The 18,989-nt window shown below is 70.2% G+C and carries 18 protein-coding genes and 2 tRNA genes; 14 read left to right on the top strand and 6 right to left on the bottom strand.

Annotated features, from left to right (window positions below; genetic code table 11):
* Positions 1 to 73 precede the first annotated feature (73 nt).
* Positions 74 to 1,396, top strand: a complete 1,323-nt coding sequence (gene eccD / locus AB0N27_RS23220) for a type VII secretion integral membrane protein EccD (protein ID WP_364373476.1) — start codon at positions 74 to 76, stop codon at positions 1,394 to 1,396.
* A gap of 24 nt (positions 1,397 to 1,420) precedes the next feature.
* Here the strand turns inward: eccD and AB0N27_RS23215 are convergent, their stop codons facing one another.
* From AB0N27_RS23215 to AB0N27_RS23205, 3 genes are read right to left on the bottom strand one after another with little or no spacing between them, the layout of a single operon-like run.
* The gene (locus AB0N27_RS23215; protein WP_364373473.1) at positions 1,421 to 1,720 is read right to left on the bottom strand and encodes a hypothetical protein; all 300 of its coding nucleotides are present in this window, start codon (positions 1,718 to 1,720) and stop codon (positions 1,421 to 1,423) included.
* A 20-nt stretch (positions 1,721 to 1,740) separates the two neighbouring features.
* Positions 1,741 to 2,424, bottom strand: a complete 684-nt coding sequence (locus AB0N27_RS23210) for a hypothetical protein (protein WP_364373470.1) — start codon at positions 2,422 to 2,424, stop codon at positions 1,741 to 1,743.
* Between the two features lie 9 nt (positions 2,425 to 2,433).
* Entirely contained in the window at positions 2,434 to 2,727 is a 294-nt protein-coding gene (locus tag AB0N27_RS23205) for a hypothetical protein (protein ID WP_364373467.1), read from the bottom strand.
* 412 nt (positions 2,728 to 3,139) lie between these two features.
* On the opposite strand from AB0N27_RS23205, the gene AB0N27_RS23200 reads away from it, so the two are divergent.
* The 6 genes from AB0N27_RS23200 (at position 3,140) to AB0N27_RS23175 (ending at position 10,509) form a co-directional block, all read left to right on the top strand.
* Positions 3,140 to 3,655 (top strand): hypothetical protein, encoded by a 516-nt coding sequence (locus tag AB0N27_RS23200; protein ID WP_364373464.1) that lies wholly within the window; start codon positions 3,140 to 3,142, stop codon positions 3,653 to 3,655.
* A gap of 66 nt (positions 3,656 to 3,721) precedes the next feature.
* Positions 3,722 to 4,057 carry a WXG100 family type VII secretion target gene (locus AB0N27_RS23195; protein ID WP_167517510.1) on the top strand — a complete coding sequence of 112 codons (336 nt, stop codon included), beginning with the start codon at positions 3,722 to 3,724 and terminating at the stop codon, positions 4,055 to 4,057.
* Between the two features lie 19 nt (positions 4,058 to 4,076).
* Entirely contained in the window at positions 4,077 to 4,370 is a 294-nt protein-coding gene (locus tag AB0N27_RS23190; protein WP_167517511.1) for a WXG100 family type VII secretion target, read from the top strand.
* 159 nt (positions 4,371 to 4,529) lie between these two features.
* The gene (locus tag AB0N27_RS23185) at positions 4,530 to 8,876 is read left to right on the top strand and encodes a DUF6531 domain-containing protein (protein ID WP_364373460.1); all 4,347 of its coding nucleotides are present in this window, start codon (positions 4,530 to 4,532) and stop codon (positions 8,874 to 8,876) included.
* 69 nt (positions 8,877 to 8,945) lie between these two features.
* Entirely contained in the window at positions 8,946 to 9,353 is a 408-nt protein-coding gene (locus AB0N27_RS23180) for a hypothetical protein (RefSeq protein ID WP_364373457.1), read from the top strand.
* A gap of 316 nt (positions 9,354 to 9,669) precedes the next feature.
* On the top strand, positions 9,670 to 10,509 hold the full coding sequence (locus AB0N27_RS23175; RefSeq protein WP_364373454.1) for an alpha/beta hydrolase: 840 nt from the start codon (positions 9,670 to 9,672) through the stop codon (positions 10,507 to 10,509).
* Positions 10,510 to 10,784: 275 nt separating this feature from the next.
* Here AB0N27_RS23175 and AB0N27_RS23170 read toward each other — a convergent pair.
* Positions 10,785 to 10,858: transfer RNA gene (locus AB0N27_RS23170), tRNA-Gly, on the bottom strand.
* 345 nt (positions 10,859 to 11,203) lie between these two features.
* Here AB0N27_RS23170 and AB0N27_RS23165 point away from each other — a divergent pair.
* The 5 genes from AB0N27_RS23165 (at position 11,204) to clpX (ending at position 15,757) form a co-directional block, all read left to right on the top strand.
* Positions 11,204 to 11,277 (top strand) — tRNA-Pro (locus AB0N27_RS23165).
* A 117-nt stretch (positions 11,278 to 11,394) separates the two neighbouring features.
* A complete protein-coding gene (gene tig / locus AB0N27_RS23160; protein WP_364373451.1) occupies positions 11,395 to 12,741 on the top strand; it encodes a trigger factor in 1,347 nt (448 codons plus the stop codon).
* Positions 12,742 to 12,935: 194 nt separating this feature from the next.
* Complete coding sequence (locus AB0N27_RS23155) at positions 12,936 to 13,577, top strand: ATP-dependent Clp protease proteolytic subunit (protein WP_007464111.1); 642 nt, start codon at positions 12,936 to 12,938, stop codon at positions 13,575 to 13,577.
* Between the two features lie 10 nt (positions 13,578 to 13,587).
* Entirely contained in the window at positions 13,588 to 14,250 is a 663-nt protein-coding gene (locus AB0N27_RS23150) for an ATP-dependent Clp protease proteolytic subunit (RefSeq protein WP_121652300.1), read from the top strand.
* A 211-nt stretch (positions 14,251 to 14,461) separates the two neighbouring features.
* Entirely contained in the window at positions 14,462 to 15,757 is a 1,296-nt protein-coding gene (gene clpX / locus AB0N27_RS23145) for an ATP-dependent Clp protease ATP-binding subunit ClpX (protein ID WP_139588132.1), read from the top strand.
* A 24-nt stretch (positions 15,758 to 15,781) separates the two neighbouring features.
* On the opposite strand, the gene AB0N27_RS23140 is transcribed toward clpX, so the two are convergent.
* Positions 15,782 to 16,408, bottom strand: coding sequence for an XRE family transcriptional regulator (locus tag AB0N27_RS23140; protein ID WP_364373445.1), 627 nt, complete (start codon positions 16,406 to 16,408; stop codon positions 15,782 to 15,784).
* A 41-nt stretch (positions 16,409 to 16,449) separates the two neighbouring features.
* Between AB0N27_RS23140 and AB0N27_RS23135 the strand changes: the two genes are divergently transcribed.
* Together AB0N27_RS23135 and AB0N27_RS23130 are read left to right on the top strand one after the other, a co-directional pair.
* Complete coding sequence (locus AB0N27_RS23135) at positions 16,450 to 17,283, top strand: DMT family transporter (RefSeq protein WP_364373442.1); 834 nt, start codon at positions 16,450 to 16,452, stop codon at positions 17,281 to 17,283.
* Between the two features lie 39 nt (positions 17,284 to 17,322).
* Positions 17,323 to 18,120, top strand: a complete 798-nt coding sequence (locus AB0N27_RS23130) for a carbon-nitrogen hydrolase family protein (RefSeq protein ID WP_364373440.1) — start codon at positions 17,323 to 17,325, stop codon at positions 18,118 to 18,120.
* A gap of 4 nt (positions 18,121 to 18,124) precedes the next feature.
* Here the strand turns inward: AB0N27_RS23130 and AB0N27_RS23125 are convergent, their stop codons facing one another.
* Positions 18,125 to 18,349, bottom strand: a complete 225-nt coding sequence (locus AB0N27_RS23125) for a hypothetical protein (RefSeq protein ID WP_364373437.1) — start codon at positions 18,347 to 18,349, stop codon at positions 18,125 to 18,127.
* Positions 18,350 to 18,989: the final 640 nt, after the last annotated feature.

Here is an 18,989-nt window from a genome sequence, read left to right as displayed (position 1 = left end):
TACCGGTAGTGCTCCGACTGCCTAGAGTAGTACCGGTCGACACACTGAGCCGACCGCGCGGGGACGGAGGGTCATGGCAACCCGATTCACCCGGGTGACAGTTGTCGCCGGCGGGCGGAGCCTCGACATCAGTCTGCCCGCGGCCCGGCCGGTGCTGGAGTTCGTTCCGCAGATGTGCGAGCTGCTGTCGCTCGCGCCCGAAGCCGCCGGCCGCTGGCAGCTGTCCACGGTGGGCTCGGGCGGGTTGGATCCCCGCCGGTCACTGGACGAGGCCGGGATCATCGACGCCGAGACGCTCTACCTGACCCCGCCCGAGCAGGCGGCCCTGCCACCGCTCGTCGACGACGTCGTGGACGAGGTACGGACCGAACTGGACGGTGACGGCAGCGAGTGGCGCGACTCCGCCCGGATGACGGGCAGCGCCGCGCTGGCCGGTGTCGTGGTGCTGACCACCACGTACGCGCTGGCCACCATGCCCGTCCCGGTGGCCGTGGCCCCGGCGCTGCTGTTCACGGTGGCCGCACTCGCGGCGCTGGTCGGCCGCGTGCTCGGCGCGCCCGCCGGCACGCTCCTGATGGCCGCGGCCGTGCCGGCGTGGCTGGTCGCCGGCGTCATGCTCGCCCGGGCCGCCGGCTGGCCCGAATCGGCCTGGTTCACCACCGGCGCCCTGGGCGCCGGGGTCGGCGCCGCCCTGTTCGCGCTCGTGGGTGAGCGGTGGTACGGCGTCGCGGCCGGCGGGTTCGCCGTGACGGTTCTCGGCGGGCTCGGCACCGCGCTGCTCGCCGCCGGGCTCGATCCGCAGCAGGTGGCGGCGGTGGGCTCGGTCGTGGTCGTCTTCGCGGTGGGGCTGGCGCCACAGCTCGCGCTCGGCTCGGCCGGCCTCGTCGATCTGCTGCGGCGGCAGGAGGAGAGCCAGTGGGTCGGCCGGCACCTGGTCGCGGCGGCGGTCCGTCGTGGACAGTCGGTGCTGTCCGGTGTCGTGGTGGGTGTCGCGCTGGCCGCCACCGCCGCCTGCGTGGTGCTGCTGACCGGGCCGGCAGGCGTCGGGGTGGTGCTGGGCGGGGTGCTGGCGCTGGTGTTCGCGCTGCGGTCGCGCGTCTTCACGCGTACAGGTCAGGTGTTGCCCATGCTCGTGCCGCCGGTGACGGCGGCCACCGTGGGGGTGCTCGGTGGCGTCCGGCTCACCGGCGCCGACGAGGCCGTGACGGCGTGGTTGACGGTGGCCGGCGCCCTCGTGGTGGCGGCGGTGGTGCTCGGGGCCGGCCGTCCTCGGTTGGACGACGTCGGAGCCGCCCGGTTGCGACAGCTCTTCGACCTGGCCGAGGTGCTCGCGGTGGTCAGTCTCGCGCCACTGGTGATCGCGGTCTTCGGCGGTTTCGCCTGGGCGGCCGGCTGAGTCGCACTCGACAGCAGCCGTCAGTCAGCGCGATCGGCGCTGCGCGGGCACGATCACCATGGTCGGGGTGTCCGCGAGTTGCGTGGCGGCGGCCGGGCCCAGCCCCCGTTTCTGGCGTTGCGCGGCGAGCAGTCCACCGATGCTGGTGATCGCCCACACCGCGACCAGCAGCAGGGCGCCGACGACGAGGCTCGCGATCACGGCCGCGTACGGGCGGCGCAGGTCCCGCGGACCGCGTCGCGACCCGTGCAGGAGCGCGGCCTTGGCGGTGGCGGTGCGCAGCGCGTGCGCCTCGACCACCACCCGGTCCCGGCTGTCAGCCACGGCCGCCCCCGTCCCGGTCGTCAGTCACTGTCGTGGCCCCGCGCCGCGTCGTTCGCGGCCGCCACGTCGTCCTGGTCGGCCGGCTTGATGCTCCGCGCCACCGCGACGGTGACCTCGGTGAGGACCTGCTCCATCTCGGGGTGTGGTGTGGCGGCGCTCAGCACGGCCGTCCAGGTGGTGCCGGGCAGCGGCAGGAAGAGCTGCAGCACCGCCGAACGCACCCGGGTCAGGCCGCCCGGTGGCACCGTGGACGCGACGTCCCGGTGCAGCACGCCCGGCCCGGCCGGGGTCTCGACCTCCTCCGCCGTGCCGGTGCGCGGCAGTGTCTGCCGGACCAGGGCGAGGCCCGCCGGCTGGGGAGCGGAGTTGAACCAGCCCAGGTGCAGCCCCGCGCTGCCGACCGTGCCGCTGGACATCCGACCCAGCTGCACCAGGCTCAACGCGGCGCCGGCACGCTGACAGTCGGCGACGAGCTGCTCGAGGAACTGGAGAACCGCCCGACGTTCGGCGGCGCGCAGCCGCTGCCCGAAGAACCGGTCGTCGACCATCCGGGCGGCGCTGCGTTGCCACGATTCCGGATGGGTGTCGAGCAGCGCCCAGTCCGAGGGAATCCCGATGAACCACGCGAATTCCGGATGCGGGGCGTGCGGATTGAGTTTCAGATCATGGGCCGGCAGCGGATCGAGCATGGAGACGTCGCTCACGCGCCACCCCTACGATTCGGTCGGGCGCAGCGCGGCGGCGGTCTGGGTGTCGAAATCGGCGACCATCTTGCCGATCGCGCTGGCGAGCCCGCCCCACTCGCCGATGTTGTTCATCAACTCGAGCAGGCTGGTCTTCCACTCATCCCGGAAATCGGAGATCGCGTCCTGGATATCGGCATGATCACCAGTGAGCCCGGCGCAGTCGACCACGCCGCGATGATCCGTTTCCAACTGATCGGCGAGGGTGGTCAGATTTCCGCCTAGGCTCACCAACGTCGCATAAGGATACTGAACGTACGTCATCCCGCCTCCCCGTCATCAGTCAGTAAGACTAACAACTCACGTCTATACGGGAGGACCCGATGACCGACTACCGACATATCGGCCGGACGATGGTACGGGCTCTCGACCCCCGTATCACCGCGCGGTTGCGGGCCGAGCGGGAGCGCCGCGAGATCCTCTCCGCCCGGCTCCGTCCGGGGACGATCGCCGTGGTCGGGCCGGGCTCGGGCACCGGCCGCTCCACGGTGGCGGCCCTGCTGACCTCGGTGTTGGCCCGGTATCAGGGCGGCGGGGTGCTCGCCGTGGACACCGGCCGCGGCGGAGGCCTGCACGCCCGGCTGGCGGTCCGGCCTGCCGGGTCCACCGAGGTCGTACTGGCCGCTCTCGGCCTGCGGGGTGCGACCACCGGCCGCCGCCCCGCCATGGGTCAGCGGTGGCTGCGCGAGCGCTCGCGCTTGCCGAGCGGGCGATGCTGCTGGCCGGCCCGCCCGGCAGCGCCGAGCCACCGGTCCGGGCCGCCGAGTACGGCGCCGTCTCGGCCACCCTCAGCCGCTGGTTCCCGGTACGGGTCGTCGACACTCCGCCGCTCACCGGGGATCCGGTCGTACCGGCTGTGCTGACCCGGGCCGACCGGGTGGTGCTCGTGGCCCCGAGCGACGACCGTGGCCTGCGGTGGCTGGTCGACTGTCGGTCGTGGATCGTTCCGCTGCTGCGCGAGCCGTTCGACCGGATCGGGGTGCAGGTGCTGGTCTGTCGGGACGCGCGACCGCCCGATGCCGCGGCCCGGCTGTCGCCTGGCGGTTCCGGTGGCGTTCCGACCTTCGTGCTGCCGTTCGACCCGGCGCTGCGGGATGCCGCCGCGCTGCGCTGGGCCGATCTCTCCGCCCGCACCGAGGCGATAATCCTCGACATTGCCGCGCAGACTGTGCGAGATATGCGACTCAGGTAACGCGCAATGAGCATTGCGCGTCTATGTTCGAGTGACTGTGGGTCGAGTTCACGGGAAGGACTTCGGATGGGCGCGAAGTTTTCGATCACCGACAATGCGGTAAATCAACACTCGTCAAATCTGGACACTTCGGTCGCCGCGTTGAACAGTCAGGCACGATCGTTCATCAGCGCGATCGAGCCGCTGCCGGCGGTGTGGAAGGGTGCGGCATTCCAGAGTTGGGACCAGCTGACGCAGCGGTGGAACACCGCGATGGCCGACCTCAACAAGGCATTGACCGACATCACGAGCCGGGTTGGCTCCGCGGGGCAGCTCTACGACACCTACCACTCGGAGCAGACCAGCCAGTTGCAGTCGACCATGGGGTCGGCCAACTGGGACGGCGCGAAGTTCCGCGGCTGACGGGGAGGTTACGGAGATCATGGGTGACGTCTTCAGCTACGACGAGTCGACCGCCGGGTCGGCGCAGGGCGATATCGCTTCGGTCGCCAACGGGGTTCAGGCGAGCCTCGACGATCTGACCAACTTCGTCACCCGGGTGAAGGCCAACTGGGAGGGCGACGAGATGGAGATCTACAACGGTATTCAGACGCAGTGGAACACCGCGGCGGACACCGTGAAGCAGATCCTCGACTCGGTGAAGCAGGCCCTGGGTCAGACCACGACGTCCGTGCAGGAGATGCGCGGTCAGGTACGGGGGACCCTGCAGGGCTGACCCGTCAGGGTGTCGTCGTCCGGGCGCCTTCCACGTCCGGGCACGCCGTGGCGGCAGGTGGTGCCGGGGCGGGGCGTCGTACGAGCGGTCGTCCCCGCGCCGGGGCTCAGTGGATGGTTGCGGGCTTGTAGGCGTGGACACGGGGAAGGTCCGGGCGGGATGGCTGAGTTTCCGGCGCATCTGTTCAGGATGGAAGGCGACCCGTCGGCGATCCGGTCGTCGGCGACCAAGTGGCACGATTTCGGGTCGGCGGCGAGCCAGGCCGCGGGTCAGATCACCGGTCTGGACACCGGTCAGTTCGTCGGACCCGAGGGTGACCTGTTCCGCGAGGGGCTGAACGCCGAGATGCCGGGGCATCTGCGGGTCACCGGTGACGCGTTCGGCAAGGTGTCGACCGGGCTGACGACATTCGCGGACTCGCTGTCGTCGTTGCAGGATCGGATGCGTCCGCTGGCGCAGCGCGCGCCGGGCCTCTGGGCGGCCCTGCAGGGCGCGCGGGGGAGGGCGGACCGCGCCGAGCAGGCGGACCGGCGCCACGAGCAGGAGGTGGCCGACCGACCGCCGGAGCAGACGACGACCCAGCCGGACACGTACCGCTCGGACAGCGGGGCGGCCGGCGCGGCGCTGTCGCAGGCCCAGCGGGACTGGGACGAGTGCGTGGCGCAGGCAGGCGCCCTGCGGGGTGAGTTGTCCACTGCGGTGCGCGACTGCGTACGGGTGGTCAACGACGCCAAGGGCCTGCGCTTTAAGGAAAATCCGAAGTGGTGGGACCTGAAGGGTCAGTTCACCAACTTCGTCCGAGACAACCAGGAGTTGCTGCGGCAGCTCTCCGGCGCGCTGAAGATCGTCTCCCTGGTGGCCGGTCTGCTCTCCTTCATCCCCGTCCTCGCCCCCATCATGGGGCCGATCGCCATCGCCGCAGGCGCCGCCGCCCTGCTCATCGACGCGTCGCTCTACGCGGCGACCGGCAAGGGCAGCCTCACCAACCTGTTGATCGACACGGTGCTCACGGTGGTGCCCATCGGCCGACTGGCCAAGCTCGCCAAACCCGCTATGGCGCTTGCCAAGCGCGGGTTGCCGGCCCTCGCCAGAGGCCTCGGCAAGGCGCGGTCGGCGATCCCGAGCATGCCCCGCGCGAGCATTCCCCTGGGTCTGCGCAGGTGCGCCGGTGATCCGATCGACGTGGCCAGCGGCGAGGTGGTGCTCACCCAGGTCGACGCCGAACTACCCGCTCTGCTCCCACTCGTCCTGAGCCGTAGCCACCTGTCGTCGTACCGGATCGGCCGGTGGTTCGGGCCGTCCTGGGCGTCCACCCTCGACCAGCGCGTCGAGGTCGATGACGACGGAGTCTGCCTCGTCGCCGAGGACGGGACGGTCCTGACCTACCCGACGCCGTCGGCCACCGGGGCGGTCGTGCCGGAGACGGGACCACGCTGGCCGCTCACCCCGACGGCCGACGGCTACCGGGTCGACCAGCCGGAGACCGGTCTCGCCCTGCACTTCCGGACGGTGCCCGACCACCCGGAGCCCGAGGGCGAGGGGGAGCCCGTCCAGGTGCTGCCCCTGTGTGCCGTCACCGACCGCAACGGGCACCGGATCGACCTGGCATGGCAGGGCGGGGAGATCACGGAGATCCAGCACACCGGCGGATACCGGGTGGCGGTGGACAATCTGCACGGCCGGGTGGCGGCGCTGAGCCTGCTCGACGCGGATCTCTCCGGTGACGCCCGGACGCTCGTGCGGTTCGCCTACGACGAGGCCGGTCACCTCGCCGAGGTGACCAACGGTTCGGGGCGTCCGCTGCGGTTCGGGTATGACGGCGACGGCCGGCTGACCCACTGGCAGGACCGCAACGAGCAGGAGTACCGCTACACCTACGACGAGCAGGGACGCTGCGTCGCCGCCACCGGCTCGGGCGGATTTTTGTCCGCGCGGTTGCGCTACGACCCGGTGGCCGGCAGGACGGCTGTGGACGACTCGTTCGGCCACACCACCCTCTACGAGCTGACCGACCGCGGCCAGACCCGACGACTCACCGACCCGCTGGGCAACGTCACTGCCTTCACCTGGGATCACTTCGATCGAAAGCTGACCGAAACCGATGCTCTCGGGCGGACCACTCGTTGGTCCTACGATGACGACGGCAACCTGGTCGAGGTCACCCGCCCGGACGGCAGCCGGGTGTCCGCGTCGTACAACGACCTGCGTCAGCCCGTGGTGGTCACCGACGTCGACGGCGCGGTCTGGCGGCGCGAGTTCGACGAGCGCGGCAACTTGACGATGGTCACCGACCCGACCGGCGCCGTGACCCGCTACCGGTACGACGAGGCCGGTCACCTCACCGAGGCGATCGACGCCCTCGGCAACACCCTGCGGGTGACCACCGACCCGGCCGGGTTGATCAGCCAGGTCACCGAGCCCACCGGCGCGGTGACGAGTTACCGGCGCGACCCGGCAGGCCGGGTCTGCGAGCTGACCGATCCGCTCGGCGGCACGACCCGCATCGGCTGGACCACCGAGGGGCGGCCCGCCTGGCGGCGTACCCCGGACGGCGCGAGCGAGGAGTGGACCTACGACCCGGAGGGCAACCTGGTCACCCACACGGACCAGTCCGGGGCGACCACCGAGTTCGAGATCGGGCCGTTCGACCTACCGGTGGCGCGTACCGGGCCGGACGGCAAGCGACTGTCGTTCACCTACGACACCGAGTTGCGGCTCACCACTGTCACCAACCAACAGGGCCTGGCCTGGCGCTACGACTACGACCCGGCCGGGCGGCTGATCGCCGAGACCGACTTCAACGGGCGGACCCAGACCTACACGCACGACGCCGCCGGCCGCCTGGTGGCCCGCACCAACGGCGCCGGGCAGGCCGTCGAGCTGGTCCGGGACCTGCTGGACAACGTCGTGGAGAAGCGCACCGCCGAGGGCGTCACGACCTTCGGGTACGACCCGGCCGGCCGGTTGCTACAGGCCACCTCGCCGGATGTCGATCTCCGGATCGACCGGGACCCGCTGGGTCGGGTGCTCGCAGAGATCCGCGACGGTCAACCGGTCACCTCGTCCTACGACGCTCGCGGTCGGCGGACGCGCAGGCGTACCCCCGCCGGGGTGGAGAGCGTGTGGGAGTACGACGCCGGCCACCGGCCGGCGGTCCTGCGCACCGGCGGCGCGACCGTGACCTTCACCCACGACGCGGCCGGCCGGGAGACCCGGCGGGCGGTAGGCGGTCTCGCTCTCACCCAGAGTTGGGACGCCAACCACCGGCTGCTCGCCCAGGTCCTCACCGTCAGTCCCGCGGACCCGGCCGCGGTCCCGGATCTGGTCGCCCACCGGGCCTACCGCTACCGCGCCGACGGCTTCCTGACCGACGTCGCCGACCAACTCACCGGCGCGCGCCGGCTGGAGTTGGACCGGGCCGGCCGGATCACCGCCGTGCAGGCCGCCGACTGGACCGAGCGGTACGCCTATGACGAGGCCGGCAACGTGGCCAGCGCCGCTTGGCCCGGGTCGGATGACCGCGGCGCGGCCCGGGGCGATCGGGAGTACACAGGCACCCTGATCCGGCGGGCCGGGGACGTGCGGTACGAGTACGACGCGGCCGGCCGGATGACCCTGCGGCAGCGCCGGGAGCGCTCGACCAAGCCGTCGACCTGGCGCTACTCGTGGGACAGCGAGGACCGGCTGACCGCCGTCGTCACACCGGACGGCACCCGCTGGCGCTACCGGTACGACGCGCTCGGCAGGCGGGTCGCCAAGCAGCGTCTCGACGCCGGCGGCGAGGTGGTCGAGCAGGTCGACTTCGCCTGGGACGGCGCGCTGCTCGTCGAACAGACCCGTCGCGGTGAGGACGGCGAGCGCAGCAGCACCTGGGAGTACGCCCCCGACACGTTCACGCCGATCAGCCAGACCGATGGGCTGGCCGCTCAGGACGAGGTGGACCGCCGCTTCTACGCGATCGTGACCGACCTGGTCGGCACGCCCACCGAACTGGTCAGCCCGGACGGTGCGGTCGCCTGGCAGCAGCGCGCCACGATCTGGGGAGTCCCGACCCACGTCAGCGCCACGGGTGTCGACTGTCCACTGCGCTTTCCCGGCCAGATCCATGATCCGGAAACCGGTGCCTCGTACAACTACCACCGCTACTACGACCCGGCGACCGCCCGCTACGCCTCCACGGATCCGCTCGGCCAGCAGGCGGCACCCGATCCGCACGCGTACGTGAGCAACCCGACGTACGAGATCGATCCGTTCGGACTGGCCCCCTGCATACCGAACGCACTAGCGAAGTTCGGAAAGTGGATCAACGGAGGCAACAACTTCATCCGGATCGGTCGAATCATTCCGGGCACCCCGGTCCGGGTGTCGCTGGGCCCCGCGCCCAAGCACTACAAGAAGTTGGGCGCGTTGGGAAAGGCGCTGTCGCCCGTCCACCTGCACCTCGAGTTGCGCAAGGTCGGAATTGACCTGAACTGGCTCGGCAAATCCTATTACAAGAGTTGGTAGCTGATGGCTCAGGAGATGGGTAGCGAGATCGACCCCGTGATGGCGAGGCTCGGAGCGCGTGGTTTCGACGTGAACGTCGAGACCGAGGACGAGGTGCGCACGTACCGCGTCGCGGGCAGGGGCTTCCACCTGCGGGTGGGTCTGGGGCGCAAGGGAGCCCTGCTCGACTTCGTCGTCGACCGGGACGGGCAGTCGCCCGAGCTGCGGTACAGCATCGACACCGACCTGTACGACGTGTCCGAGCCCCGTCAGCAATGGTTCGGGGACGAGATCCAACGCGACATCGCTTCGTTTCTCGACGCGCTGGAGAACGGAAGTCTCACGGTGACTCGCGGGCGGAACAAGACCGCGATCGTCTTCCCGTACGAGGGGAGGTACGTGCGGGTGGAGCGGGGGCGCGTCTTCACCCGCCGGCGGGAGTACGACAGCCTGGCGGACGCGCAGGCCGGTGACCAGTTCCAGCCGTTCGGCGCGTAACCATCGCCCGCCCCCGCCGGCCGGCTCCCGGCGCCGGGCTGAGGAGCGTGCGGTTTGTCCGCCGACCCCGTTTCTGCGGCAACGCCGCTGACCCGGGTCGGAGTTCGTTGGAGCGGGCGACGGGAATCGAACCCGCACCGTCAGTTTGGAAAGAGCCAACCCCAGGCGCGTACGTTCAACGCGACGCATACCACCGGTGGGACACGTAGCTTGTGCGCAGTCCCCGCGCCCACCGGTCCGCTACGCCGCCCTGGAGGTTCATGATGTGTCCGACGTTCCGCACGTCCGGCGGCGTCATCGCGACGGCGGAGGCGTGATGACGACGGTCGAGGTGGACGGCGTCACGCTCGGGGTCGAGCACTTCGGCGACACGGCGGCGCCGCTCGTTCTGCTCGCGGGCGGCACGACCATGCTCTCCTGGCCCGACGCGCTCTGCGAGGCGCTCGCGCGCGGCGGGCGCCACGTTGTGCGGTACGACCTGCGCGATTCCGGCGCGTCGACCACCGTCGATCCCGAGGCTCCGGCGTACACACTGCGCGATCTTGCAGCCGACGCCGTGGCGCTCGCCCGCGAACTCGACGACCAGCCGGCGCACCTGGCAGGCATCGGCGTCGGCGGGATGGTCGCCCAGGTCGCCGCGCTCGACCACCCGGACGCGTTCTCGGCGCTCACCCTCGCCGGAACGAGGCCCGTCGCTCCAGGCTCGGTCGACGACGACCTGCCTGACCATGACGCGGCGACGATGAAACGGCTGTTCTCGCGTTCGATGCCCGATTGGTCCGACCGCGCCGCAGTGGCCGAGTTTGCCGCCGCAGGCGCAGAGATCCTCGGTGACGACCCCGTCGCCGCGCGCGCGACAGCCGAGCGCAGATGGGACCGTACGCCGGGCACGGAGCCCGCGGTGCAGATGGCCAACCACCTGGGCATGGTGTTCGCCAAGCTCGACTGCAAGCCGCGCTGGCGCGAGCGCCTGTCCGAGCTCGCGATCCCGTCGCTGGTGGTGCACGGTCGCCGCGACCCGTTCTTCCCCGTCGGCAACGGCGAAGCGCTCGGGCGCGAGATCCCCGGTGCGCGGCTGCTCGTGCTCGAACGGGCCGCGACGGCGATCCCCGATGCGGCCGCCGGTGAGGTCGCGGCGGCGATGCTCGCGCTCTAGCAGCGGAAACGCCCCTCGGTATCTCTCACCACTCCCTCGCCGTCCGTGGACCTCTTGCGGACCTGGCCTCGCTGGCGGATCTCCTCGTCCGGGGAGGTTGGTGGCCCTTGTGGTGCCCGGCGAGGTGATCCGCTCCCGGTGGGCCTGGCTGGCTTTCGCCTTCACGACCTGCGGCATACCGGCAACACGCTTGCCGCCGCCTCCGTGGCCAGCACGGGGGAGCTGATGTACCGCCTGGGACACGCGACCAGGCGGTCTGCCTGGGCCTTCGTGGGTGGAGCGGGCGACGGGAATCGAACCCGCACCGTCAGTTTGGAAGACTGAAGCTCTGCCATTGAGCTACGCCCGCGCTCGGCCCCGCCGAAACGGGACGCGCCGACAGCGTACCCAATGATCGCGCCGGGCGCGCAGCCGCGCCGCCCCACGGCGCCGCGTCGCGTCGCGCCCCGCTCAAGATCCGCACAACGACAGGGATGTAGTGGTCTCCGAGACCCTGCGAGGCCACTCTTTCCCCGACGTTGTGCGGATCTTGCGGTCCGGGCAGGGCCGGGGCCGGGGCCGGGGCCGGTCCGGGCAGGGCCGGGCGGCGCAGCGTCGGTGGTGGGTGCGATGCGCCGATTTCCGGGATTCTGTCCGGGTGGGGACGCCCCGGCACCGCCTGAGGCGCGTGGACGGCATAGACTGCACGTCGCCACGGGGTGTGGCGCAGCTTGGTAGCGCACTCGCTTTGGGAGCGAGGGGCCGTGGGTTCAAATCCCGCCACCCCGACTGTTGTCCGCGTCCGGTCGCCCCGGGCGCTAGCAGCCGGCCGCGCCGGCTCGCCTACACTCGATGGGCCAATCGAAGGCCCAGAATCACAACCCAGATCCGTCAAGGAGTACGCCTGTGAAGAGCACCGTCGAGACTCTGAGCCCGACGCGCGTGCGGCTCGCCATCGAGGTGCCGTTCGTCGAGCTCGAGCCGAGCCTCAAGAAGGCGTACCGGGAGATCGGTTCGCAGGTCCAGGTTCCCGGCTTCCGTCGGGGCAAGGTGCCGACCGCGGTGATCGACCAGCGGGTGGGCCGGGGGACCGTCCTCAACGAGGCGGTCCAGGACGCCATCCCGGAGAACATCATGGCCGCGGTACGCGAGCACGACCTGAAGACGCTCGGGCGTCCGGAGGTCGAGATCACCGAGTTCAACGACGGTGACTCGCTGAACTTCACCGCCGAGGTCGACGTCCGCCCGGAGATCACGCTGCCCGACGCGAGCACCATCGAGGTGACCGTCGACGAGCTGCAGATCGACGAGAGCGAGATCGACGAGCAGGTGAAGAACCTGCGGGAGCGGTTCGCCACCCTCAAGACGGTCGAGCGGGCCGCCGCCGAGGGCGACTACGTGCAGATCGACCTGAACGCCACGGTCGACGGCGAGGACGTGCCGGGCGGCCAGGCCAGCAACATCTCCCACGAGGTGGGCAGCAAGCAGCTCCTGCCGGGCCTGGACGAGGCCGTGGTGGGTCTCGCCGCCGGTGAGAGCACCACCTTCACCACCCAGCTCGTCGGCGGCGACTTCGCCGGCCGGGACGCCGAGGTGGCGGTGACCGTGCGCACGGTCAAGGAGAAGGAGCTGCCGGAGCTGAACGACGAGTTCGCGCAGATGGCCAGCGAGTTCGACACGATCGAGGAGCTGCGCGGCGACCTGCGGGCGCGGGTCACCCAGGGCAAGCAGGTCGAGCAGATCTACGCCGCTCGGGACAAGGCCCTGGCCCAGCTCGTCGAGGCCGCCGAGGTGCCGGCACCGGAGGGTGTCGTCCGCGAGGAGGTCGCCAGCCGCAAGCAGGCGATGGTCGACCAGCTCGAGCGGATCGGCGCCTCCCTGGAGGAGTACCTGGCCGCCGAGGAGAAGACCGAGGAGCAGATCGACACCGAGCTGACCGAGGCGGCGACCGAGGGCGTCAAGGTGCAGCTCCTGCTGGACACGCTCGCCGACGCGGAGGACGTGCAGGTCTCCGACGACGAGTTCGGGCACGAGATCGTGCACCGGGCGCAGCGCGCCGGCATGGCTCCGCAGCAGTACTACGACCAGCTGGTGCGCTCCGGCGCGGCCGCCGCGGTCTTCGGTGACGTGCGGCGGGGCAAGGCGCTCGCGGCCGTCATGGAGCGGATCACGATCAAGGACTCGGCCGGCAACGAGGTCACCCTGGACGCGCTGCGCGCCGCCAACGAGGCGGAGCACAACCACGAGCACTGATCGTCGGGTGCGGCCGCCGTCCGCCGCTGCGCGGTGGGCGGCGGCCGAATCCGTTCCGGGGTACGCCCGGACGCCCGCGCCGCGGGTGCGCCTGACACAGCTGCGCTGAGAGCGAACAGTGCCCCGACCGGGACTCTGCCGCCCCGCACAGCGGTTAGTGTCGGGAAAGACGGTACGGAGAGCGAAGGGCTGCCATGACCGACATGCACATCCCCAAGAAGTCGCTCCGGGCGATTGACGCGCGCGGTGGCGACTCCATTGGCAACCTCGACGACTCGGTCTACAACCGGTTGCTCAAGGAACGCATCATCTTCCTGGGCAGTGAGGTGACCGACCAGGTCGCCAACCGCATCTGCGCGCAGCTGCTGCTGCTCGCCGCGGAGGACCCGGACCGCGACATCAACCTGTGGATCAACTCGCCGGGTGGCTCGGTCTACTCCGGCATGGCGATCTACGACACCATGCAGTTCATCGACAACGACGTGTCGACCGTGGCGATGGGCATGGCGGCCTCCATGGGCCAGCTGCTGCTCTGCGCCGGCACCAAGGGCAAGCGGTACGCGCTGCCGCACGCCCGGATCATGATGCACCAGCCGTCCGGCGGTCTGGGCGGTACGGCGTCCGACATCGCCATCCAGGCGGAGCAGATGCTCTACACGAAGCGGATGTTCCAGGAGCGGGTCGCGCACCACACCGGGCAGAGCCAGTCGCAGATCGAGGCGGACTCGGACCGGGACCGTTGGTTCACCGCCCAGGAGGCCATGGACTACGGCTTCATCGACAAGGTGATCATCGGGGCCGCTCAGGTTCCGGATGGCGCCGGGACCCTGAGCTGAGGAGCTGACGATGACCGATCTGAGCTTGCCGCCCCAGTTCGCGGCCGTGCACAACCGCTACGTTCTGCCGTCGTTCGTCGAGCGCACGTCGTACGGGGTCAAGGAGTCGAACCCGTACAACAAGCTCTTCGAGGACCGGATCATCTTCCTCGGTGTGCAGGTGGACGACGCGTCGGCGAACGACGTGATGGCCCAGCTGCTCACGCTGGAGGGCACCGACCCGGACCGCGACATCATCATGTACATCAACTCGCCCGGTGGCTCGTTCACGGCCATGACGGCGATCTACGACACCATGCAGTACGTCCGTCCGGACATCTCGACGGTCTGCCTGGGGCAGGCCGCCAGCGCGGCGGCTGTGCTGCTGTCGGCGGGTACGCCTGGTAAGCGGATGGCTCTTCCGAACTCGCGGATCATCATCCACCAGCCGGCCACCGAGGGCGGCTACGGGCAGGGCTCGGACATCGAGATCCAGGCTCGGGAGATCCTGCGGATGCGGACGCAGCTGGAGGACATGTTGTCCCGCCACTGCAACCGCCCGATCGAGCAGGTCCGCAAGGACATCGACCGTGACAAGATCATGACGGCCGAGGAGTCCAAGGAGTACGGGCTGGTGGACACGATCCTGACCAGCCGCAAGAAGGGTCTGCTGGCGGCCAACGCGGCCAGCTGAATCAGTACCGGGTCAGGGGTTGGCCGGGGCGTTCGTTCCCGGCCGACCTCTGACACACCCGTTTTGGGGGTCGGAGAATGTCCCGCCAGCGGGTAACGTCGGGTCCGTACCGCTTCGCCGGTTGGGCCGGTGTGGCGAACCAAGCCGGGCGGCGCGCAGCGTCCGCAGGTCAGGGCCGGGTCTCCGGCCGATGAGTGCAGGGAGAACGTAGGTGGCACGGATCGGTGACGGCGGCGACCTACTGAAATGCTCCTTCTGCGGCAAGTCGCAGAAGCAGGTGAAGAAGCTCATCGCGGGCCCTGGGGTCTACATCTGCGACGAGTGCATCGATCTCTGCAACGAGATCATCGAAGAGGAGCTGGCCGAGTCCGGCGAGGTGAAGTGGGAAGAGCTTCCCAAGCCGATGGAGATCTGCCAGTTCCTCGACAACTACGTCGTCGGGCAGGATCAGGCCAAGAAGGCGCTCGCGGTGGCGGTCTACAACCACTACAAGCGCATCCAGGCCGAGGCGGCGGGTGCGCCGGGCTCCGGCAGTGACGCCGTCGAGTTGGCCAAGTCCAACATCCTGCTGCTCGGGCCGACGGGGTGCGGCAAGACCCACCTGGCGCAGACGCTCGCCCGGATGTTGAACGTCCCGTTCGCCATCGCGGACGCCACGGCGCTCACCGAGGCGGGCTACGTCGGTGAGGATGTGGAGAACATCCTCCTCAAGCTGATCCAGGCCGCGGACTACGACATCAAGCGCGCCGAGACCGGCATCATCTACATCGACGAGGTCGACAAGATCGCCCGTAAGTCGGAGAACCCGTCGATCACGCGGGACGTCTCCGGCGAGGGTGTGCAGCAGGCGCTGCTCAAGATGCTGGAAGGCACTGTGGCGAACGTGCCGCCGCAGGGCGGTCGTAAGCACCCGCACCAGGAGTTCATCCAGATCGACACCACGAACGTGCTGTTCATCTGTGGTGGTGCGTTCGCCGGTCTGGATCAGATCATCGAGTCCCGCACCGGCCAGGGCGGCACCGGTTTCGGCGCCCGGCTCCGGTCGGTGTCCGACCGGTCGACCGATGACATCTTCAGCCAGGTCATGCCGGAGGACATGCTCAAGTTCGGCCTGATCCCCGAGTTCGTCGGCCGGCTCCCGGTGATCACCAACGTGCGCAGCCTGGACCGCAGCGCCCTGGTGCGCATCCTCACCGAGCCGCGCAACGCGCTGGTGCGGCAGTACCAGCGGCTCTTCGAGCTGGACGGTGTCGAGCTGGAGTTCGACGAGCCGGCGTTGGAGGCGATCGCCGACCAGGCGATGCTGCGGGGCACCGGTGCCCGTGGTCTGCGGGCCATCATCGAGGAGGTTCTGCTCTCCGCGATGTTCGAGGTCCCGAGCAACCCGGACGCCGCCCGGGTGCTGATCACCCGCGAGGTGGTCCTGGAGAACGTCAACCCGACGATCGTTCCGCGCGAGTTCACCGGGCGTCGGGCCCGGCGGGACCGCGAGGAGAAGTCGGCCTGATCCTCCCCGTGTCACGCCGGTCGCTCACTCCTGACGCGGCCGGCGTGATCGCGTTCGGCGGTCCCACTCGCCCGACGGGGTGACGGTCACCATCATCAGCCGGGTCGGCTGGTCGGTGTCGTTGCGGTATCCGTGCTCGCGGTCGGCGTGAAACTCGATGGTCTCGCCGGCGCGGACGGGGTGGTCCTGCCCGTCGACCCGGACGACCACGGCGCCGTCCAGCACGTGCAGCACCTCCCGGGTGCCGCGCGGGTGGTCGAGGGAGCGGTGGGCCTCTCCGGGCGCCATCCGCCAGTCCCAGAGTTCGACGAGGTCCGGTTCGCCCAGTCCGCTCAGCAGGTGGCCGGTGCCGCCGTGCTCGCCCTGCCAGAGCAGCGGCGCCTCGGCGGCGGGGGTGATCTTCACGGTGTGTTCCTCGGCCGGTTCGAGCAGATGGGCGATGTTGACGCCGAAGGCGTCGGCGACCCGGCAGAGAGTGCCGACGCTCGGGTTGGTCCGGGCGCCCTCGATCTGCACGAGCATCCCCTTGCTCACTCCGGACCGGCCGGCCAGCTCCTCGAAGGACCAGCCTCGGGCGGCCCGTAGGTCGCGTACCTGCCGGGCGACCGCGGATGTCACCGCGCCCACCCGGTCGCCCCCGGTGTCGGTCATTAAACTATCCCTCACGGTCACTATTATGGTACGACAGACAGATGCTTCCCATTGTCCTCGCCGCGGTGTCCGCGATCGCGTTCGGTGCCGCCGACTTCTCCGGCGGGAAGGCCTCCCGCCGTGCCGACCCGATCGCCGTGACAGTGGTCTCCCAGCTGCTGAGCGTCCCGCTGCTGGTCGTCCTGGTGCTGCTGGTGCCCGGCACCCCGACGACCGGGGACATCGTCTGGGGGCTCGCCGCGGGGGTGGCAGGCGCGGCCGGGGTGATGCTCCTCTACCGCGCGCTCGCCGGCGGGATGATGGCCGTCGTCGCGCCGGTCACCGCGATCACCGCCGCCGTGGTGCCGATCGTCGCCGGCCTGTTCACGGCTACCTTCCCGGGCGGCCCGGCCCTGACCGGAGCGGGCCTCGCCGTGCTTGCCATCGCGCTTGTGAGCCTGGGGGAGGGCGGCGGCCGGCGAGCCGCTCCGACCCGGCTGATCGGGCTCGCCCTCGCCGCCGGGGCGCTCTTCGGCGTCTTCTTCGCGCTCCTCGGCCAGGCCGACGAGAGCGCGGGCATGTGGCCGGTGGCGGCGTTGCGGGTCAGTTCGATAGCGTTCGGGCTCGCGCTGGCCGCGGGCACCGGCGTCCGGCTGCGGCTCGGCCGGCGCGTACTGGTCTGGGCGGCCGTCGCCGGCCTGCTCGACGGCGCCGCGAACGCGCTGTTCCTGGGCGCGGCGTCCCGAGGTCACCTGAGCATCATCGCGGCGATCGCCGCGCTCTATCCGGCGAGTACGGTGCTGCTCGCACTTGCCGTCGACAGGGAACGTCTCCGCCCGGTCCAGGTCGCCGGGCTCGGGTTCGCCGCCGGAGCGCTGGTGCTGGCGAGCATCTGACGCTGTCCCCACCGGCCCGTGCGGTCGTACCCTGAGCTCATGCGCGTCGCCGTCTGCCAGCTGAACGCCCGGGACGACCGCAAGGCCAACCTGGCCGCCGCGGAGGTCCTGCTGGAACGCGCCGCCGCCGGCGGCGCGGATCTCGCCGTCCTTCCGGAGTACGTCGACTATCTCGGCCCTGCCGCCGGGCTGCCGGAGCCCGAGCCGGTCGACGGCGAGGTGGGCGGCTTCTTCGCCGGGGTGGCCGGCCGGCTCGGCATGTGGGTGATCGCGGGCTCGTTCCACGAGGCCGGGCCGGACCCGGAGCGCACCTGGAACACCTCGCTGGTCTTCGACAGGTCTGGCAGCCTGGCCGCGAGCTACCGCAAGATCCACCTGTACGACGTGGAGATCCCGGGCCGGGTCTCCTACCGGGAGTCGGCGACGGTGGCACCCGGGACGCAGCCGGTGGTGGTCGACGTCGAGGGTCTGCGGGTGGGTCTGTCGATCTGTTACGACCTGCGCTTTCCGGAGCTGTACCGGGCACTGGCCACCGACGGTGGCGCCCAGCTGCTTGTGGTCCCGGCGGCGTTCATGATGCACACCGGCCGGGATCACTGGGAGGTCCTGTTGCGGGCCCGGGCGATCGAGAACCAGTGTTTCGTGGCGGCTGCCGGTCAGACCGGCGACCATGAGCCCGGCCGCACCTGTTTCGGGCGCAGCATGGTGGTCGACCCGTGGGGGACCGTCCTCACGCAACTGCCGGACGGGCCGGGGGTGGCGGTGGCCGACCTTGATCTCGACCGGCTCGCCGTCATCCGCAATGAACTGCCCAGCCTGGCCAACCGCCGGCTCTGAGCCCTCAGCCCTCGAGCAGTACGCCGATGACCGCGAGCCCGGCGATGGCCGCGGCGGTGACCAGCAGCGCTGTTGTCATCCGCGATCGACCCCGCCGGGCCAGCCGCCCGACCGAGAGCACCAGGACGACAAGCACGACCGCGCCGATCACCACCTGCCAGAACGGCAGGAGGAGACCGAGCAGCGCCTCCTCGGCGACCACCGTGGTGCGAGGCCCGGAGTCATCCATGCCTGACACTCTGGCACGCCCGGCCGTCCCGCGTCGCCGGGTGGGCCGACGAGTCCTGCAGCGGGATCGCCCGAACCAGTGATGAACCCTGATTTGCCTTCTCCGGGCCGCCCGCGTAACTTTCTCTCTGCACGGGGGAGGCCGGACAAACCGGCCGAGAACGGGCGCCAGGCTCGTGGCGGGAACGCCGAGCGAGACTGAGGATCGGGCGGTGCGGAACACCTCGGATACGGGGTTGCGAACGCGAAGCCGACCGGGTAGAGTTCTGAAGCCGGCAGGAGCCGGGCGGAGAGCCGCGAAGCGGCGATCGGCCGGTCTGCGGCTTCCCACGACAGCAGCGACCGCCGGATACGGCGTGCGTCATCGTGGGTCCGGGCGAACAAGATTGATCACCTCGGATACGAGGTTGACAATGAAAGTTCGACCAAGTAGGTTTGAGCGGTTGCCCCGAAACGGGTGCCACTGAGTGTGGTGTTTGGTTCGGTGTGTGGTTGTTCTTTGAGAACTCAACAGGGTGCTTGTAAAGCCAGTGCCAATTATGATTGATACCCCGGACTGGTCAGTTTTTCTGGCTGGTTGGGATTCCTTTGGCAACATTTGTTTGTTGCCGGGACAGCTGTTCCACAATTTTTTGTTGGAG

The sequence above is a fragment of the Micromonospora sp. NPDC093244 genome (genome assembly GCF_040683695.1).
Classification (GTDB): Bacteria; Actinomycetota; Actinomycetes; order Mycobacteriales; family Micromonosporaceae; genus Micromonospora.
The sequence above is the reverse complement of the archived record's forward strand: the minus strand, read 5'-3'. Positions and strand labels throughout refer to the sequence as shown.

Coding starts and splice junctions, on each gene's coding strand:
- AB0N27_RS23205 (WP_364373467.1), bottom strand. CDS start 2,727: ATGACGTACGTTCAGTATCCTTATGCGACGTTGGTGAGCCTAGGCGGA.
- AB0N27_RS23155 (WP_007464111.1), top strand. CDS start 12,936: ATGACCGACATGCACATCCCCAAGAAGTCGCTCCGGGCGATTGACGCG.
- AB0N27_RS23185 (WP_364373460.1), top strand. CDS start 4,530: ATGGCTGAGTTTCCGGCGCATCTGTTCAGGATGGAAGGCGACCCGTCG.
- AB0N27_RS23175 (WP_364373454.1), top strand. CDS start 9,670: ATGACGACGGTCGAGGTGGACGGCGTCACGCTCGGGGTCGAGCACTTC.
- AB0N27_RS23130 (WP_364373440.1), top strand. CDS start 17,323: ATGCGCGTCGCCGTCTGCCAGCTGAACGCCCGGGACGACCGCAAGGCC.
- AB0N27_RS23125 (WP_364373437.1), bottom strand. CDS start 18,349: ATGGATGACTCCGGGCCTCGCACCACGGTGGTCGCCGAGGAGGCGCTG.
- eccD (WP_364373476.1), top strand. CDS start 74: ATGGCAACCCGATTCACCCGGGTGACAGTTGTCGCCGGCGGGCGGAGC.
- AB0N27_RS23140 (WP_364373445.1), bottom strand. CDS start 16,408: ATGACCGACACCGGGGGCGACCGGGTGGGCGCGGTGACATCCGCGGTC.
- AB0N27_RS23190 (WP_167517511.1), top strand. CDS start 4,077: ATGGGTGACGTCTTCAGCTACGACGAGTCGACCGCCGGGTCGGCGCAG.
- AB0N27_RS23150 (WP_121652300.1), top strand. CDS start 13,588: ATGACCGATCTGAGCTTGCCGCCCCAGTTCGCGGCCGTGCACAACCGC.
- AB0N27_RS23135 (WP_364373442.1), top strand. CDS start 16,450: ATGCTTCCCATTGTCCTCGCCGCGGTGTCCGCGATCGCGTTCGGTGCC.
- AB0N27_RS23195 (WP_167517510.1), top strand. CDS start 3,722: ATGGGCGCGAAGTTTTCGATCACCGACAATGCGGTAAATCAACACTCG.